The organism is Streptomyces sp. NPDC096176, assembly GCF_044763255.1.
Classification (GTDB): Bacteria; Actinomycetota; Actinomycetes; order Streptomycetales; family Streptomycetaceae; genus Streptomyces.
The window spans coordinates 714,395-730,879 of sequence record NZ_JBIWFV010000001.1; the positions used below are offsets into that span (position 1 = coordinate 714,395).

The 16,485-nt window shown below is 70.2% G+C and carries 15 protein-coding genes and 1 riboswitch; of the genes, 9 read left to right on the forward strand and 6 right to left on the reverse strand.

Translation table 11 applies throughout. The annotated features are described in order from the left end of the window. Position 1 precedes the first annotated feature (1 nt). Together aroA and ACIQ7Q_RS03465 are read right to left on the reverse strand one after the other, a co-directional pair. Positions 2-1,366 (reverse strand): 3-phosphoshikimate 1-carboxyvinyltransferase, encoded by a 1,365-nt coding sequence (gene aroA, locus ACIQ7Q_RS03460; protein WP_403855782.1) that lies wholly within the window; start codon positions 1,364-1,366, stop codon positions 2-4. 140 nt (positions 1,367-1,506) lie between these two features. Next, a complete protein-coding gene (locus tag ACIQ7Q_RS03465) occupies positions 1,507-2,241 on the reverse strand; it encodes a M50 family metallopeptidase (protein ID WP_403855784.1) in 735 nt (244 codons plus the stop codon). A 50-nt stretch (positions 2,242-2,291) separates the two neighbouring features. On the opposite strand from ACIQ7Q_RS03465, the gene ACIQ7Q_RS03470 reads away from it, so the two are divergent. The 9 genes from ACIQ7Q_RS03470 to ACIQ7Q_RS03510 all read left to right on the forward strand — a co-directional run bounded on the left by ACIQ7Q_RS03470 (position 2,292) and on the right by ACIQ7Q_RS03510 (position 10,659). Further along, a complete protein-coding gene (locus ACIQ7Q_RS03470; RefSeq protein WP_403855786.1) occupies positions 2,292-3,107 on the forward strand; it encodes an SOS response-associated peptidase in 816 nt (271 codons plus the stop codon). A gap of 60 nt (positions 3,108-3,167) precedes the next feature. After that, positions 3,168-3,803, forward strand: coding sequence for an alpha/beta family hydrolase (locus ACIQ7Q_RS03475; RefSeq protein WP_403855788.1), 636 nt, complete (start codon positions 3,168-3,170; stop codon positions 3,801-3,803). Between the two features lie 247 nt (positions 3,804-4,050). Then, positions 4,051-4,716, forward strand: coding sequence for a sigma-70 family RNA polymerase sigma factor (locus tag ACIQ7Q_RS03480; RefSeq protein ID WP_356637780.1), 666 nt, complete (start codon positions 4,051-4,053; stop codon positions 4,714-4,716). After that, positions 4,713-5,009: a mycothiol system anti-sigma-R factor gene (gene rsrA, locus ACIQ7Q_RS03485; RefSeq protein ID WP_403855791.1), complete on the forward strand. Its 297-nt coding sequence runs from the start codon at positions 4,713-4,715 to the stop codon at positions 5,007-5,009. The genes ACIQ7Q_RS03480 and rsrA overlap by 4 nt, the downstream gene beginning before the upstream one ends. Before the next feature lie 184 nt (positions 5,010-5,193). Continuing rightward, on the forward strand, positions 5,194-6,555 hold the full coding sequence (locus ACIQ7Q_RS03490; RefSeq protein WP_403855793.1) for an HD-GYP domain-containing protein: 1,362 nt from the start codon (positions 5,194-5,196) through the stop codon (positions 6,553-6,555). A gap of 91 nt (positions 6,556-6,646) precedes the next feature. Continuing rightward, positions 6,647-7,897: an HD-GYP domain-containing protein gene (locus ACIQ7Q_RS03495; protein ID WP_403855795.1), complete on the forward strand. Its 1,251-nt coding sequence runs from the start codon at positions 6,647-6,649 to the stop codon at positions 7,895-7,897. A gap of 147 nt (positions 7,898-8,044) precedes the next feature. After that, positions 8,045-9,025, forward strand: a complete 981-nt coding sequence (locus ACIQ7Q_RS03500; RefSeq protein WP_403856417.1) for a tetratricopeptide repeat protein — start codon at positions 8,045-8,047, stop codon at positions 9,023-9,025. Between the two features lie 82 nt (positions 9,026-9,107). Next, positions 9,108-9,749 carry a peptide deformylase gene (gene def, locus ACIQ7Q_RS03505; protein ID WP_403855797.1) on the forward strand — a complete coding sequence of 214 codons (642 nt, stop codon included), beginning with the start codon at positions 9,108-9,110 and terminating at the stop codon, positions 9,747-9,749. Positions 9,750-9,921: 172 nt separating this feature from the next. Further along, positions 9,922-10,659: a D-Ala-D-Ala carboxypeptidase family metallohydrolase gene (locus ACIQ7Q_RS03510; RefSeq protein WP_403855799.1), complete on the forward strand. Its 738-nt coding sequence runs from the start codon at positions 9,922-9,924 to the stop codon at positions 10,657-10,659. Between the two features lie 60 nt (positions 10,660-10,719). On the opposite strand, the gene ACIQ7Q_RS03515 is transcribed toward ACIQ7Q_RS03510, so the two are convergent. From ACIQ7Q_RS03515 to ACIQ7Q_RS03530, 4 genes are all read right to left on the reverse strand, one after another. Continuing rightward, complete coding sequence (locus tag ACIQ7Q_RS03515) at positions 10,720-11,736, reverse strand: ribonucleotide-diphosphate reductase subunit beta (protein ID WP_403855801.1); 1,017 nt, start codon at positions 11,734-11,736, stop codon at positions 10,720-10,722. Further along, complete coding sequence (locus ACIQ7Q_RS03520; RefSeq protein WP_403855803.1) at positions 11,736-14,090, reverse strand: ribonucleoside-diphosphate reductase subunit alpha; 2,355 nt, start codon at positions 14,088-14,090, stop codon at positions 11,736-11,738. Before ACIQ7Q_RS03520 ends, ACIQ7Q_RS03515 begins: the two co-directional genes overlap by 1 nt. A 133-nt stretch (positions 14,091-14,223) precedes the next feature. Further along, positions 14,224-14,395, reverse strand: a riboswitch (cobalamin riboswitch). A 146-nt stretch (positions 14,396-14,541) separates the two neighbouring features. Next, complete coding sequence (gene mctP / locus ACIQ7Q_RS03525) at positions 14,542-16,176, reverse strand: monocarboxylate uptake permease MctP (RefSeq protein WP_403855805.1); 1,635 nt, start codon at positions 16,174-16,176, stop codon at positions 14,542-14,544. Further along, positions 16,173-16,454 (reverse strand): DUF3311 domain-containing protein, encoded by a 282-nt coding sequence (locus ACIQ7Q_RS03530; protein ID WP_403855807.1) that lies wholly within the window; start codon positions 16,452-16,454, stop codon positions 16,173-16,175. The genes mctP and ACIQ7Q_RS03530 overlap by 4 nt, the downstream gene beginning before the upstream one ends. Positions 16,455-16,485 lie beyond the last annotated feature (31 nt).

A 16,485-nucleotide genomic window follows, 5' to 3' on the forward strand; every position in this document is an offset into this window, starting at 1 on the left:
GTCAGGCCCCGAGCATTTCGGCCCACATCTGCGGGAAGTCGGGGAGGGTCTTGGCCGTCGTCGCCACGTTCTCGATCTGGACGTCCGGCACCGCGAGGCCGATGACCGAGCCGGCCGTCGCCATCCGGTGGTCGTCGTAGGTGCGGAAGACGCCGCCGTGCAGGGGGCGCGGGCGGATGTGGAGGCCGTCCTCCGTCTCGGTGACATCGCCGCCGAGCTCGTTGATCTCCTTGGTGAGGGCCGCCAGCCGGTCCGTCTCGTGGAGCCGCAGATGCGCCACGCCACGCAGTGTCGAGGGGGAGTCGGCGAGCGCAGCGACCGCCGCGATGCCCGGGGTCAGCTCGCCGACCTCGCCGAGGTCGACGTCGATGCCATGGATGCGGCCGCTGCCGGTGAAGACCAGCGCCGTGCCGGTCGGCGTCGTCGTCAGCTCGCAGGAGCCGCCCATCTCGGTGAAGATCTCGCGCAGCGCGTCACCGGGCTGGGTGGTCCGCTCGGGCCAGTCGGGGATCGTCACCCGGCCGCCCGTCACCAGGGCCGCCGCCAGGAACGGCTGGGCGTTGGACAGATCGGGCTCGATCGTCAGGTCACGGCCGAGCAGCGCGCTGTGCGACACACGCCAGACATCCGGCTCGCCGCCGGTCTCCGGCTCGTCGACCTGGGCGCCCACGGCGCGCAGCATGTCCACGGTCATCCGGATGTGGGGCATGGAGGGCAGCCGGCCGCCGACGTGCCGCACCTCGACGCCCTGGTTGAAGCGAGGCGCGGAGAGCAGCAGGGCGGAGACGAACTGGGACGACGACGAGGCGTCGATGCGCACCGGCCCGCCCTCCAGCGCACCGCCGCCGTGCACGGTCATCGGCAGAGAACCGCGGCCGTCGTCGTCGATCCGGGCGCCGAGGATGCGCAGCGCGTCGATGACACCGTGCAGGGGGCGTTCGTAGGAACGCGGGTCGCCGTCGAAGCGGATCGGGCCGTCGGCGAGGGCGGCGACGGGGGGCAGGAAGCGCATGACCGTGCCCGCGTTGCCGACGTCGACGGTGGCCGGGCCGTGCAGGCCGGAGGGGATGACACGCCAGGCCTCGCCCGCCGCGGCGAGGTCCTTGCCATCGTCGGTGCCGCCGGTGGTGCTGGACGAGACGGTCTCCTCGATGCCCACGCCCATTGCCTGCAGGGCGGCGGACATCAGCAGGGTGTCGCGCGAGCGCAGCGGACGGCGCAGCCATCCCGGCTCCGCGGCCAGCGCGGCCAGCACCAGAGCGCGGTTGGTCACTGATTTCGAACCGGGCACGGTGACCGTCGCTTCGACGGCTCCGGTCGCGAGAGGGGCGGGCCAGAGGGCGGGGTGCACGGCGCTTTCGGTCATGGCCATCACTTTAGTGGCTCGGGACGAGCGCAGATCTTGATCAGATATGGGGAAACCGGGGCGTAACGGCGGCGTGATAGGGCGCTCGGCACCACGGCGGCCGGCCCCGTCTCACAGACCGAGCAGCCGGAGGCCGCCTCTCATAGACCGAGCAGCCAGCGGCCCCCGCCGATCAGCGAGCAGAGCGCGACCGCGTGGAAGAAGAAGAGCCAGATCGCCGGCGGCACATGAGTGAGCCTGGCGAGCTGGTCGGCGTCCGAGTCGGGGGCGCCGCCGTGCCGCCGCTTGGACTGGAGCTCGAAGACCGGCCGTACGCCGCCGAGCAGCATGAACCACACCGCCGTGTACGCGAAGACGGACTGCACCCCGGGCGACGTGAGCCACGACACCAGCAGGAACGCAGCGCCGGTGACGGTCACGGTCAGCACCCCGTACGCGTTGCGCACCATCACCAGCAGCGCGAGCAGCAGCGCGGTCGCCAGCCACAGCAGCAGCGTGATGTGGTGCGCGGCCAGCAGCCAGGCCCCGCCGAGGCCGAGCAGCGGGGCGGCGGTGTAGCCCGCGGTGGCGGTCAGGATCATCCCGATGCCGGTCGGCTTGCCGCGGCTGACGGTCAGACCGCTGGTGTCGGAGTGCAGCCGGATGCTCTGCAGCTTGCGGCCGGTGACCAGCGCCACGAATCCGTGGCCGCCCTCGTGGGCGATCGTGACGGCGTTCCGCGTCAGCCGCCACAGAACATTGGGCATGACGGCGGCGAGGGCGACGAGGCCGGTGACGGCGACGAGCCACGGCTCCGGGGCGCTCTGCGTGCCGAAGACGCGGTCCCACAGGTCGGTGAGCGGCGCATTCGCTGCGACGGCGTGTGTGGTGACCATTTCGCGGGCGGCTCCCTCGGACGGCGTACGGAAGTGGCAGTCTGGCACTTATGTGCGGACGGTATGCAGCGAGTCGTAGGCCCGAGGACCTCGTAGGGCTCTTCGAGGTCGAGAAATGGGAGCCGGAGGAGACGCTGGCGCCCGACTGGAACGTGGCCCCCACAAAAGAGGTCTACGCGGTCCTCGAACGCCCTGTTAAGGACGCCGACGACCGCCGTCCGGTTCGCCAGCTGCGCGCGCTGAAGTGGGGCCTCGTGCCGTCCTGGGCGAAGTCACCGGAAGGCGCGGCGCGGATGATCAATGCGCGTGCCGAGACGGTGCACGAGAAGCCGTCGTTCCGTAAACCCTTCCTCTCCCGGCGCTGCATCCTCCCTGCCGACGGCTATTACGAGTGGGTGACCGGGGTGGGAGAGCGCGAGCTCGAGGTCGAGGGGAAGAAGAAGCGCCCGAAGAAGCAGCCGTACTTCGTGACCCCGTCGGACGGGTCGGTCTTCGCGATGGCGGGCCTCTACGAGTTCTGGCGCGACCGGACGCTGCCGGACGACCATCCGCAGGCGTGGTGGGTGACCTGCTCGGTGATCACGACGGAGGCGGAGACGGGGCCGCTGGGAGTGGCGCCGGCGGAGGGGCCGCGGTCGCTGTCGGACATTCATCCGCGGATGCCGCTGATGCTGACGCAGGACCGGTGGGACGCGTGGCTGGACCCGTCCCGGACCGACTTCGACGAGCTGCGGTCGCTGCTGGAGCCGCCCCCTGGCGGGCGGATGCGGGCCTATGCGGTGACGACGGCGGTGAGCAACGTGCGCAACAACGGGCCGGAGCTTTTGGAGGAGCTGCCCGGGCCGGAGGAAGCGACGCTGTTCTGATTCCGTGGGGCGTGGAGGCCGACCCGCGCAGCGGCTCCCCGGCCGGGAGAGAATGGCCGGATGGAGCGGAGAGAGATCGTCGCTGTCGGTGGCGGAGACGCTCGGATCACCTGGCACGTGGGCAAAGGTGCCCGCCTCGTGCTCGCGCTCGGACACGGGGCCGGTGGCGGGATCGAGGCGCGGGACCTGCAGGCGATCGCCGCGGTGCTGCCGCGGCACGGCGTCACCGTCGCTCTCGTCGAGCAGCCGTGGCGCGTCGCCGGCAAGAAACTGGCGCCGGCGCCGAAAACCCTGGACACCGGGTGGCGGGACCTCTGGCCGATGCTCGCGAAGACGGGGCTGCCCGTCGTCGCCGGCGGACGCAGCGCCGGCGCCCGGGTGGCTTGCCGGACCGCCGCCGAGCTGGGCGCCGCGGGAGTGCTCGCCCTGAGCTTTCCCCTGCATCCGCCCGGCCGGCCGGAGAAGTCCCGCGCCGACGAGCTCCTCGGCGCGGGTGTGCCGACGCTGGTCGTCCAGGGCGGCGCCGATCCGTTCGGGAAGCCGGCGGAGTTCCCCGAAGGGGCGTACGAGCTCGTGGAAGTGGCGTACGGGGATCATGGTTTCGCCGTGCCCAAGCGGGCCGGGATCGAGGAGGCCCGGACCCTCCGGACGATCACGGACGCTGTGACGCAGTGGACACGGTCGCTACGGGAATGACACCCGGGCCCCGGCTGTTGTGGCGGATGTCAGTACGGAGCGTGAGTAGGGAGTCCGCCGCATGGGTACGACCTTCTGCCCGACAGCCGAGCGCAGCACAGAGCTCGAGTGGACGGTGCTGTCGTCGGGCAAGACCGGGGCGGCTTCGGCGGCGGCTGATGTGAATCGGCAGCGCCCGGGCCACCAAGGTCGACTATTCTCCGATTCGAGTGGGTCCGCATTCGGCCCCACAACAGCGTTGGAGGAGGTGGGTCCGGTCACTGGGACCGACGCAGGGACCGACGACGGTCAGGCGCAGAAGTCCGAGGAGACGACTGCCGAGCGCAATGCCCGCTTCGAGCGGGACGCTCTCGGCTATCTGGACCAGATGTACTCGGCCGCGCTGCGCATGACGCGCAATCCCGCCGATGCCGAAGATCTTGTGCAGGAGACGTACGCGAAGGCATACGGGTCCTTCCACCAGTTCCGTGAGGGCACCAACCTCAAGGCGTGGATGTACCGGATCCTCACGAACACGTTCATCAACTCCTACCGCAAGAAGCAGCGCGAGCCCCAGCGGAGCGCCGCGGAGGAGATCGAGGACTGGCAGCTCGCGCGTGCCGAGTCGCACATGTCGACCGGTCTGCGCTCCGCCGAGTCGCAGGCCCTCGACCATCTGCCGGATTCGGACGTCAAGGAAGCGCTGCAGGCGATCCCCGAGGAGTTCCGGATCGCGGTCTATCTTGCCGACGTAGAGGGCTTTGCGTACAAGGAGATCGCGGACATCATGGGAACACCCATCGGTACGGTGATGTCCCGCCTGCACCGTGGCCGCCGCCAACTGCGCGGCATGCTCGAGGACTACGCCCGCGAGCGCGGGCTCGTCCCGGCCGGTGCGGGGGAGTCGAACGACGCGAAAGGCTCGGGCTCATGAGCTGCGGAGAGCCGCACGAGACGGACTGCTCAGAGGTCCTGGACCATCTCTACGAGTTTCTCGACCATGAGATGCCCGACAGCGACTGCACGAAGTTCGAGGTGCACTTCGAGGAGTGCTCCCCGTGCCTGGAGAAGTACGGCCTGGAGCAGGCCGTGAAGAAGTTGGTCAAGCGGTGCTGCGGGCAGGATGACGTGCCCAGCGACCTGCGGGCCAAGGTCATGGGGCGCATCGACCTGATCCGGTCGGGCCAGGTCGTGCCCGACAGCGATGTGGCGACTGCCCAGGAGTAGGCGCGGCACAGATACACGCAGAAGGTGCGCCGCGGGAACCGCGGTGCACCTTCTGCGTTCGTCCGCCTTTCAATCGCTCCCCCTGTCACCCGAACGTGCGGATGCTCGGTGTACAGCCTCCCCTGACGCCCCGACTCGTTAGCGTGGCGCTGCTTCGAGGAGGCGCTGAGGAGGGTGCGGGGCAGTGACTGGCATACCGACGGCAGCGCGCGCCTGTATCGCCGCCGCGGTCCTGTGCGCCGTCGCCGCCATGTCTCCGCTCGTGTCGACGGGCTCCGCCGCCGCGCCGCCGTGGGGCACGGTGCTGCTGCTCATGGGCCTGTACACCGGGTGCGAGATCCCCGCGCGCTGCCGCTGTCTCGGGGACTCCGTCCCCGTGGGGGCGGGCACGTTCTTCCCGGTGCTGCTCGCCGCGGCCTTTCTGCTGCCGCCGGCGGCAGCCGCGCTGGTGTCCCTGCCCGGCGCGCTGCTGGGGCAGGTGGACGGTCCACCGGCCGCTGCCCGGCGGATCTGGCGAGCGGCGCAGCTCGCGCTTGCTACGTGGGCGGCCGCCCATGCGTATCAGTTGCTCGGCGGTGAACCGACCCCGAGGGCACCGGACTTCCCGTACGCACTGGTGCCGGCGCTTGCCGGGGCGCTCGCCTTCTGCCTGCTGCTGACTCTCCTCGACGGCGCAATCCGCGCGACGGCGGAGCGGGTTCCGTGGCGCGGCGCACGGCGGGGGCTCTCGCACGCGTCGCCGGCCCCGCACTGCGTGCACGGGCTCGCCGGGCTGATGATGGCGGTGCTGTGGGGGAGCCCGTACGGGCCGCTGTCGGCCCTCTTCGTGCTGCTGCCCATGTACATCTCCTGCTGGATCTTCGCCCAGTACCACCGTGAGCGCGCCGCCCATCAGGCGACGATCCGGGCGCTGGTGCAGGCCGTCGACATCAAGGACCGGTACACGCGCGGGCACAGCGAACGGGTCGGACGGGCCTCTGTGCTGATCGCCCGGGAGCTGAGCATGGAGGAAGAGCGCCTGGAGGTCGTGCGGTTCGCCGGGATCTTGCACGACGTGGGCAAGCTCGGCGTGCCGACGAGGGTGTTGCGCAAGGAGGGGCCGCTGACTCCGGAAGAGCGGCGGGTGATCGAGCTGCATCCGGAGTACGGGCACGAGATGGTGCGCGGTATCGGCTTCCTCGGGGAGGCGCGCGCCGCGATCCTGCACCACCACGAGCGGATGGACGGCAGCGGTTATCCGTATGGTCTCGTCGGCAGCCAGATCCCGGAGTTCGCGCGTGTGGTGGCGGTCGCGGACGCGTTCGACGCGATGACGTCCACCCGTTCCTACCGGCGCGCGCGGCCGGTGGCGGTCGCGCTCGAAGAGCTGGAGCGGTGCGCGGGCACGCAGTTCGATCCTCGGATGGTGCGGGCCCTGGTGCGGGCGCTGGAGCGGCACGGGTGGCAGACATCGGTGATGTCGGACGAGGCGACGGTGCCGATGGGCCCGTCCCGGCTGCCGCGGACTCCGGGGACGGGGGCCTCGCATCAGTTACGGACAGGTTGAGCGGCCGCCGGGCCCGCAGCAGCGTGTGAACGGCCTCCGGGCGCGCCGTTCCCGGGGCGTCGTGCACGCCGTGCATGCCGCCGCTGTCGCCGTGACCGCGACCGCTCTCGTCTGGGTCGTCCTCCACGGAGTGGTGCAGCCGGGGAACGCCCTCGCCTTCGGCGTGTTCATCGCACTCGGGGAGCTCGCCCGGTGGGAGGCCGTGCCCAGGGCGGCGGAGCCGTCTGGGCTCGAGGGGCCCGGGGTGCGGGAGCCGGCTCCGCTCGGGGCCGCGGGCGCGCTCGCGTACGCCCTGCTCGGCGAATGCGCCGGGGAGCCGACGGGGCACGGGGCATTCCAGGTCGTGGCCGTCGTCGTCGCCGCGGCACTCGTCGGCGCCGTGCCGCACGTCGCCCGCGGGCAGGGACCCGCGCTCGATCATCTGGCGCGGCGGGTGCTGACCGTCGCCTTCGCCGCCGTGTGCTTCCAACCGCTCTACATCTCCGGCGCGTTGGACCTCCGACTGGGCCAGGGGCCGTACTACGCGCTCTTCCTGCTGGTCCTGCTCGTGCTCACCGCTCTGTGCGATGCCGTTCTGGCCGCCGCGATGCTGCGCGCCCGTACGCTGCCCGGCCTCGGAGGGGCGGGTGGCACTCCTGTCCCGTTCGGGCCGCTGCTCCGTGACGAACTGCGCGCGCTGCTGGGGATCGGGTCCGCAGTCTGCGCGACGGGCGCGGTCATGGCCCTCGCCGTGGCCGTCGCCGGCCTGTGGGCGCTGCCCGTGTTCTGCGTTCCGCTGCTCCTCACCCAGCTGTCGTTCCGGCGGTACGCGGCCGTGCGCACCACCTACGGGCAGACCATTGCCTCCCTGGCCCGCGCGACCGAGGTCGCCGGCTACACCCGGCCCGGCCACGCCCACCGGGTCGCGGCGCTCAGCACGGCCGTCGGGCGCGACATGGGTCTGTCCGGTCCCGAACTGACCGTGCTGGAGCACGCGGCGCTGATGCACGACATCGGCCAGCTGTCTCTCGTCGACCCCGTCCCGGAGGGCGCCACCGCCTTGCTGCCCGCCGCCGAGCAGCGCCGTATCGCGCTGCTCGGCGGCGCCGTGGTCCGTCAGACCGGGGTTCCGGCGTCCGTCGCCGCCGTGGTGGAGCAGCAGGCGGACCCGTACCGGGAGCAGCCGCTGGCGGCCCGGATCGTTCGTGCGGTCAACGCATACGACGACCTGGCCGGGGGAAGCGGAGGAAGTGCGGGCGGGGCGCTCAGCGCGTTGGAGCAGCTGCGCCTGGGCACGGGGCACGACTACCAGCCCGAGGTGGTCGAATCCCTTGCCAGGGTCCTCGGCAGAGTCCTTGCCTGAGGCGGTCTGTCCGCGGTCCCAACGGGGTAACCCATGGGTAATGAGCGAGCCTGCGACCGGGCATGGTTGGATGCGAAAGAAGGCACAGAAGCAGGCACCACAGTCATGCGTCCGGGCAGCGACCCGAGCGACCGGCAGGCGGGAATCGTGAGGATCTTCGGGAAGGTACGGCATCGGCCCTCCGCCTCTTGGCGGCAGGCCACGGACCGCGCGTTCACGCTGATCGGCGACGGCCGGTACGAGGACGCGGGCGCGCTGCTGACGAGGGCGGCGGACCTGGAGCCGTGGCTCTCGGAGTCCTGGTTCAATCTGGCGCTGCTGCATAAGTTCCGGCACGACTGGGAGCAGGCCCGCGCCGCGGGGCTGCGGGCGGTCGCCCTGCTGGACAAGGAGGCCGGCGCCCCCGACTGGTGGAACGTCGGGATCGCCGCCACCGCCCTGCAGGACTGGCCGCTGGCCCGCCGCGCCTGGCAGGCGTACGGGCTGAAGGTTCCGGGAGCGGCCGCCGCCAACGGCGAACCCGTCGGCATGGACCTCGGCAGCGCCGCGGTCCGGCTCTCTCCGGAGGGCGAGGCCGAGGTGGTCTGGGGCCGCAGGCTCGACCCGGCACGGATAGAAGTGCTCTCCATCCCGCTGCCCTCGTCCGGGCGGCGCTGGGGCGAGGTCGTCCTGCACGACGGCGTCCCGAACGGAGAGCGCACCACTACGGCCGGGCCGTCGTTCCCGGTCTTCGACGAGATCGAGCTGTGGGCCCCTTCGCCCGTCCCCACCTGGGTGGTGCTGCTGGAGGCGGCCACGGAGTCCGACCGGGACGCCCTTGAGCGGCTGGCGGCCGACGCCGGGTTCGCCGCGGAGGACTGGTCGTCCTCGGTGCGGCTGCTGTGCCGGGCCTGTTCCGAGGGCAGCATGCCGAGCGCGGAGGGGGAGGGGGAGCACCTCGACCCGCACGACCACAGTGAGCCGGGTCACCCGGGACCGCTGGGACACCGCACGGGCGGGGATCTCTGGTCGCCGGAGCGCGAGTGCGGGATCGCGGCGCCCGCCGGTCTGGTGCGGGGCCTGCTGGACGGCTGGGTCGCCGACAGCCCGGACTCCCGTGAGTGGCGGGATCTCGAAGAAGTCTGCTGACGCCTGCCCGTAGGCTGTACGGACTACGCAGGTGACCCGGCATCGGGCCAGGGATCGGTACTGAGGAAGGCGTACGGCTGACATGGCGTCGCAGCAGTCGCAGCAGGAGACGGACGAGCAGGTGAACGACGGCTTCGTCGTGGACACGGAGAACTGCGAGGAGCGCGAGCTGGCGTACCGCGAGCGCGGCACCGCCCGCCCGATCACGGTCGTCGGCAACCCGGTTCTCCACAAGGAGTGCAAGGACGTCACCGAGTTCGACGACAAGCTCGCCGCGCTCATCGACGACATGTTCGCCAGCCAGAAGGCGGCGGAGGGCGTGGGCCTGGCCGCCAACCAGATCGGTGTGGACCTGAAGGTCTTCGTCTACGACTGCCCGGACGACGAGGGGGTACGGCACACCGGCGTCGTCTGCAACCCCGTCCTGGAGGAGCTGGCGCCCGAGCAGCGTGCCCTCGACGACTCCAACGAGGGCTGCCTGTCGGTCCCGACGGCCTACGCCTCGCTGGCCCGCCCCGACTACGCGGTGGTGCGCGGGCAGGACGCCGAGGGCAACCCGATCAAGGTGCGCGGCACCGGCTACTTCGCCCGCTGCCTGCAGCACGAGACGGACCACCTGTACGGGTACCTCTACATCGACCGGCTCTCCAAGCGCGAGCGCAAGGACGCGCTCCGGCAGATGGCGGAGGGCACTCCGCGCTACTCGGTCGTGGCCAACGACTGACTCGCCGCGCAGGCCGGGCCCCGTTCGTCCTGCGAGCGGGGCTCTGCTGTGCCGCCTGCCGGTCGTCGAGTCGTCATTGGGCCGACAAATGACGGCAGCCCAGGTGCTGTTGACGCGCGTCGACGGGGCGGCCAGTCTCTGCGGTACACCGCTCTCTCGGCATGGAGGCGCAATGCTCAGACGTACCGCACGACTTCTGCTGTCTATTGTCATGCTCATGGCTGCCGGATTGGCCGGGGTCGTGGCAACGGCCGGTTCCGCCCAGGCCGACGACTGCTACACGTGGTCGCGCACCCTCTCCCAGGGAGCCTCCGGCGCCGACGTCACACAGCTCCAGATCAGGATCGCCGGCTACCCCGGCGCCGGCGGCGTGCTCGCCATCGACGGCGCCTACGGACCGGCGACCACGGCCGCCGTCAAGCGCTTCCAGTCCGCCTACGGACTCAGCGCCGACGGAGTCGCCGGCCCCGCCACCTTCAGCAAGATCTATGCGCTCCAGGACAGCGACTGCACGCCCGTCCACTTCAGCTACGCCGAACTCAACGACTGCAACACCACCTGGTCCGGCGGCGCCGTCAGCGCGGCGACCGCCAAGTCCAACGCCCTGCGCACCATGTGGAAGCTGGAGGCCCTGCGCCACGCGCTCGGAGACCAGCCCGTCACAGTGACCAGCGGCTTCCGCTCGCAGGCATGCAACAGCGCGGTCGGCGGGGCCTCCAACAGCCGTCATCTGTACGGCGACGCCGCCGATCTCGGCGCCGGGCCGCACTCGCTGTGCAAGCTCGCCCAGACTGCGCGCAACCACGGCTTCAACGGCATCCTCGGCCCCGGCTACCCGGGCCACAGCGACCACACGCACGTCGACCACCGGAGCAGCCGGTTCTGGTCGGCGTCCAGCTGCGGCATCTGAACCGAGGCGGCTCGCACCTCCCCCGTGCGAGGTGCGGGCCGCTCCGGTGGTCCGCGGTGATCAGAAGTCGTCGTCGAAGCCGACGGAACCCTCGACCGCCACCTGGTAGGCCGACGGGCGGCGCTCGAAGAAGTTCGTCAACTCCTGGACGCCCTGCAGCTCCATGAACGAGAAGGGGTTCTGCGAGCCGTACACCGGGGCGAAGCCCAGCCGGGTGAGCCGCTGGTCGGCGACGCACTCCAGATACTCGCGCATCGACTCGGTGTTCATGCCCGGCAGGCCGTCACCGCACAGATCCCGGCCGAACTGCAGCTCGGCCTCCACCGCCTCGCGCAGCATGTCCGTGACCTGTTGCTGGAGCTCGTCGTCGAACAGCTCCGGCTCCTCCTTGCGGACGGTGTCCACGACCTCGAAGGCGAAGTTCATGTGCATCGTCTCGTCGCGGAACACCCAGTTGGTGCCGGTGGCCAGGCCGTGCAGCAGACCGCGGGAGCGGAACCAGTACACGTAGGCGAAGGCGCCGTAGAAGAACAGGCCCTCGATGCAGGCGGCGAAGCAGATCAGGTTCAGCAGGAAGCGCCGGCGGTCCGACGTCGTCTCCAGCCGGTCGATGGTCTCCACGGAGTCCATCCACTTGAAGCAGAACTGGGCCTTCTCCCGGATCGACGGGATGTTCTCGACCGCCGCGAAGGCGGCCGTACGGTCCTCGGGATCGGGGAGGTAGGTGTCCAGCAGCGTCAGATAGAACTGGACGTGCACGGCCTCCTCGAACAGCTGGCGCGACAGATACAGCCGCGCCTCCGGGGAGTTGATGTGCTTGTAGAGAGTGAGCACCAGGTTGTTCGCGACGATCGAGTCGCCGGTCGCGAAGAAGGCGACCAGCCGGCCGATCAGATGCTGCTCGGACGGGGTGAGCTTGGCGAGGTCGGCGACGTCCGAGTGGAGGTCGACCTCCTCCACGGTCCAGGTGTTCTTGATGGCGTCGCGGTAGCGCTCGTAGAAGTCCGGGTAGCGCATCGGACGCAGGGTCAGTTCGAAGCCCGGGTCGAGCAGGTTCTTGGTGGTGTTCTCCGGCATTACTGGCAGGCCTCGCAGGACTCGGGGTTTTCCAGGGAGCAGGCGACGGCATCGGGGTCGGTGGCCTGCTGGACGGGGATGGTCGCCTGTGCGGCGCGCGCGATGCGGGTCGCCGGGCGGGAGCGCAGGTAGTACGTCGTCTTCAGACCCTGCTTCCAGGCGTGCGCGTACATCGAGCTGAGCTTGCCGATCGTCGGCGTCTCCAGAAACAGGTTCAGCGACTGGCTCTGGTCCAGGAACGGCGTACGGGCCGCCGCCATGTCGATCAGGCCGCGCTGCGGGATCTCCCAGGCCGTGCGGTACAGCGCCCGTACCTCGGCCGGGACCCAGCCGAAGCCCTGTACGGAGCCGTTCGACTCGCGCAGCGCCTCCCGCGTCTGGGCGTCCCAGACGCCGAGCCGCTTCAGCTCCTCCACCAGGTAGGAGTTGACCTGGAGGAACTCACCGCTGAGCGTCTCGCGCTTGAACAGGTTGGAGACCTGCGGCTCGATGCACTCGTACACGCCCGCGATCGAGGCGATGGTTGCCGTCGGGGCGATGGCCAGCAGCAGCGAGTTGCGCATGCCGACCGAGGCGACACGGGCGCGCAGGGCGTCCCAGCGCTCGGGCCAGTTGAGCGCGGTGTCGTAGTGGTCCGGGTGCAGCACGCCGCGGGCCGCGCGGGTCTCGGACCAGGCCGGCAGGGGGCCGTTGCGCTCGGCGAGGTCGCAGGACGCCTCGTACGCGGCCAGCATGATCCGCTCGGCGATCCGCGTCGACAAGGCCTTCGCCTCGGGCGAGTCGAAGGGCAGCCGCAGCTTGAAGAAGACGTCCTGGAGGCCCATCGCGCCGAGGCCCACCGGGCGCCACCTGGCATTGGAACGGCCGGCTTGCTCGGTGGGGTAGAAGTTGATGTCGACGACCCGGTCGAGGAAGGTGACGGCGGTTCGGACAGTGGCGTCCAGCCGCTCCCAGTCGATGCCGTCGCCGCTGTCGTCGCTGACGAAGGCCCCGAGGTTGACCGAGCCGAGATTGCACACAGCCGTCTCGCCGTCGTCCGTCACCTCGAGGATCTCGGTGCACAGGTTCGAGGAGTGCACGACCCGGCCGGGTTCGGCGGTCTGGTTCGCGGTGCGGTTGGACGCGTCCTTGAAGGTCATCCAGCCGTTGCCGGTCTGGGCGAGGGTGCGCATCATCCGGCCGTACAGGTCCCTGGCCGGGATCGACTTGCGGGCCAGGCCCGCCGCCTCCGCCTTGCGGTAGGCGGCGTCGAACTCGTCGCCCCACAGGTCGACCAGCTCGGGAACGTCGACCGGTGAGAAGAGCGACCACTGCGTGTCCGCCTCGACGCGCCGCATGAACTCGTCGGGGATCCAGTGCGCGAGGTTCAGGTTGTGCGTACGCCGGGCGTCCTCACCGGTGTTGTCGCGCAGCTCCAGGAACTCCTCGATGTCCGCGTGCCACGTCTCCAGGTAGATCGCGGCGGCGCCCTTGCGCCGGCCTCCCTGGTTCACCGCGGCGACCGACGCGTCGAGCGTCTTCAGGAACGGGACGATGCCGTTGGAGTGCCCGTTGGTGCCGCGGATCAGCGAACCGCGGGCGCGGATACGGGAGTACGAGAGCCCGATGCCACCGGCGTGCTTGGAGAGCCGGGCGACCTGGTGGTAGCGGTCGTAGATCGAGTCGAGTTCGTCGAGCGGCGAGTCCAGCAGGTAGCAGGACGACATCTGCGGGTGCCGGGTGCCCGAGTTGAAAAGCGTGGGGGAGGAGGGCAGATAGTCGAGCCGGCTCATCAGGGCGTACAGCGACGCGACTTCGTCGAGAGCGCGTACCGATTCGTCCTCCGCCAGACCGGCGGCGACACGCAGCATGAAGTGCTGGGGCGTCTCGACGACCTGGCGGGTGATGGGGTGACGCAGCAGATAGCGGCTGTAGAGCGTGCGCAGACCGAAGTAGCCGAACCGGTCGTCGGCGTCGGTGTCGATCAGCGCGTCCAGCCGGGCGGCGTGCAGCGCCACGAACGCGGCCGTACGGTCGGCGATCAGGCCCTCGCGGTGGCCGACGGCGACCGAGGACGAGAAGGACTCCACGCCCTGCCCTGCCGCCTCGTCGGCGATCGTGCGGGTCAGCAGGCGTGCCGCGAGCCGAGAGTAGGCCGGGTCCTCCGAAATGAGGCCCGCGGCCGCGTCGGTGGCGAGGGATCGCAGCTCGGCCTCGTCCGACCCGGCGTTCCGGCCGCGCAGCGCCGCGGCGGCGACCCTGCCCGGGTCGGTGTCGGGCAGGTCGGCCGTGAGGTCCGTCAGTGTCCGCAGCAGTGCGGTCCCGGGACCGTCCTTCTCCGTCGCTGAGACCGGATCGGCTGGCGCGATGGTCACCTGGTGCTCTCCTCGCTCGGCTCTGGGCCTTGCGGGGAGGTGGGGCCACGCGGGCAGGCCCGGGAGGCGGGCACGGCGCACGGCGTCCACCGGCCCAACCGCGAGGCCCGGACGTCTCGGCACCCGGATCGGTCGAACCGGATGCACCGTCGGCAGGTCCTCGGACTTGTCGGATACGGCAAAGCGCACCGGATCACACCGTTGCGGGACAGTTCCGGATTCGCACCGGATTCCCCTGCGGCGACAGCGAGATGAGCATACATGTGGGGGCGGTTGAGTCGGACACCCCCATATGTTGTGTCTCAGACAATGAAGCCGATCGCCCGGCGCCGGGCCTTGGTCCCGCTGTCGTGGTCGCTGAGGTGAGGGTCCATGACCGGCCCTCCCAAGCCAAAGGGCCGCATGCGCCTCCCCTCCGGGAGGCGCATGCGGCCCTTTGCCGCGCGACCGGTCAGTGACCGCCGGGTGCGCCCGCCGTGGCCGGCGGCAGCTCCACCTTGACGCCCGGGTCGCCGGCGTCCGCCGTGTAGTCGGACGGGCTGGTCTCGTCGATGCCGTCAGGGGCCTTGGCCGCCCGCAGGACGAAGGTGAGGGCCACGGTGACGACGACGTTCAGCACGAACGCGGTGAGGCCGATGTAGCCGATCTCCCCGATGCCCGGGATCTCCGCGGACGAGCCGCCGAAGTGCTTCTGCGTCGGGCTCGCCACGCCGTAGGCGGCAGCTGTGCCGTAGATCATGCCGACCGCCCAGCCGCCGATGAGTGCCCAGCGGTGGAACCAGCGGGTGAACAGGCCGCCCACCAGCGCCGGGAACGTCTGTAGGATCCAGATGCCGCCCAGCAGCTGGAAGTTGATCGCCACGGTCTTGTCCATGGTGAGGACAAAGGCAAGGGCGCCCACCTTCACCAGCAGCGACACGAGTTTGGAGACCTTGGTCTCCTGGGCCGGGGTCGCGTCGGGCTTGAGGAAGTCCTTGTAGATGTTCCGGGTGAAGAGGTTCGCCGCGGCGATGGACATGATCGCCGCCGGCACCAGCGCGCCGATGCCGATCGCGGCGAAGGCGACACCCGCGAACCAGTCCGGGAACATGTTCTCGAACAGCTGTGGGATGGCCAGCTGACCGTTGGTCACCTTCACACCGGCCGCGATGGCCATGAAGCCGAGCAGCGCGAGCAGACCCAGCATCAGCGAGTACAGCGGCAGGATCGTGGTGTTGCGGCGGATCACCTCACGGCTGCGCGAGGAGAGCGTCGCCGTGATCGAGTGCGGGTACATGAAGAGCGCCAGTGCCGAGCCGAGCGCCAGGGTGGCGTAGCCCCACTGACCCATCTCGCCGGGCACCAGTGCACCGGTCGGCTTGCCCGTCGCCTCGTTGACCTGTGCGAACTTCTCACCGGCACTGGCGAATATCTCGTCGAAGCCGCCGAGCTTGATCGGGATGTAGATGATCGCCACGGCGATGACGATGTAGATCAGCGTGTCCTTGACGAAGGCGATGAGCGCCGGGGCACGCAGTCCGGACGAGTACGTGTAGGCCGCGAGCACGCCGAAGGCGATCAGCAGCGGCAGGTCCTTGATGAACCAGTGGGTGCTCTCGCCGCCGCCGACGCCCATGACGTCGAGCACGGCCTGGATGCCGACCAACTGGAGCGCGATGTACGGCATGGTGGCGAGGATGCCGGTGACGGCGACCGCCAGGGACAGGCCCTTTGAGCCGAAGCGCCCGCGGACGAAGTCCGAGGTGGTGACGTATCCGTGCTTGTGCGACACCGACCAGAGCCGCGGCAGGAAGGTGAAGATCAGGGGGTAGACGAGAATCGTGTACGGGACGGCGAAGAAGCCGGCAGCACCCGCCGCGTAGATGGCCGCCGGGACGGCGACGAAGGTGTAGGCGGTGTAGAGGTCGCCGCCGAGCAGGAACCAGGTCACCCAGGTGCCGAACGACCGGCCGCCGAGGCCCCATTCGTCGAGGCTGTTCTCGTTCTCGGCCTTGCGCCAGCGCGCGGCCAGGAAGCCCATGACCGTGACGGCCAGGAAGAAGAATATGAAGACGCCGAGCGCGACGCCGTTCACGCCGTCGTTCATCGGGACGCACCTCCCTGGCGGGAGCGCTGGTCACGCTGCCAGAGCGTGTAGGCGATCATCGTGAGGACCGTCGATATCAGGACCCAGAGCATCTGGTACCAGTAGAAGAACGGCATGCCGATGAACGTCGGTTCGGGCTTCGCGTAGGAGCCGACCCAGAGCATCGCCACAAAAGGCGCGAAGAGGCAGAGGGCGATGATGACGCGTACCGGGGTGATGACCGGCGGTTTCGCTTCGGGCGCTTCTGGCGCTTGTGGCGCCTCGGGCACTGCGGACATGCGGCTCCGTCCCCTCACTGAACACCTGTGT

Excerpts from the sequence above, each read along its gene's own strand:
- aroA (WP_403855782.1), bottom strand. The coding sequence starts at position 1,366 with ATGACCGAAAGCGCCGTGCACCCCGCCCTCTGGCCCGCCCCTCTCGCG.
- ACIQ7Q_RS03465 (WP_403855784.1), bottom strand. The coding sequence starts at position 2,241 with ATGGTCACCACACACGCCGTCGCAGCGAATGCGCCGCTCACCGACCTG.
- ACIQ7Q_RS03470 (WP_403855786.1), top strand. The coding sequence starts at position 2,292 with ATGTGCGGACGGTATGCAGCGAGTCGTAGGCCCGAGGACCTCGTAGGG.
- ACIQ7Q_RS03475 (WP_403855788.1), top strand. The coding sequence starts at position 3,168 with ATGGAGCGGAGAGAGATCGTCGCTGTCGGTGGCGGAGACGCTCGGATC.
- rsrA (WP_403855791.1), top strand. The coding sequence starts at position 4,713 with ATGAGCTGCGGAGAGCCGCACGAGACGGACTGCTCAGAGGTCCTGGAC.
- def (WP_403855797.1), top strand. The coding sequence starts at position 9,108 with ATGGCGTCGCAGCAGTCGCAGCAGGAGACGGACGAGCAGGTGAACGAC.
- ACIQ7Q_RS03510 (WP_403855799.1), top strand. The coding sequence starts at position 9,922 with ATGCTCAGACGTACCGCACGACTTCTGCTGTCTATTGTCATGCTCATG.
- ACIQ7Q_RS03515 (WP_403855801.1), bottom strand. The coding sequence starts at position 11,736 with ATGCCGGAGAACACCACCAAGAACCTGCTCGACCCGGGCTTCGAACTG.
- mctP (WP_403855805.1), bottom strand. The coding sequence starts at position 16,176 with ATGAACGACGGCGTGAACGGCGTCGCGCTCGGCGTCTTCATATTCTTC.
- ACIQ7Q_RS03530 (WP_403855807.1), bottom strand. The coding sequence starts at position 16,454 with ATGTCCGCAGTGCCCGAGGCGCCACAAGCGCCAGAAGCGCCCGAAGCG.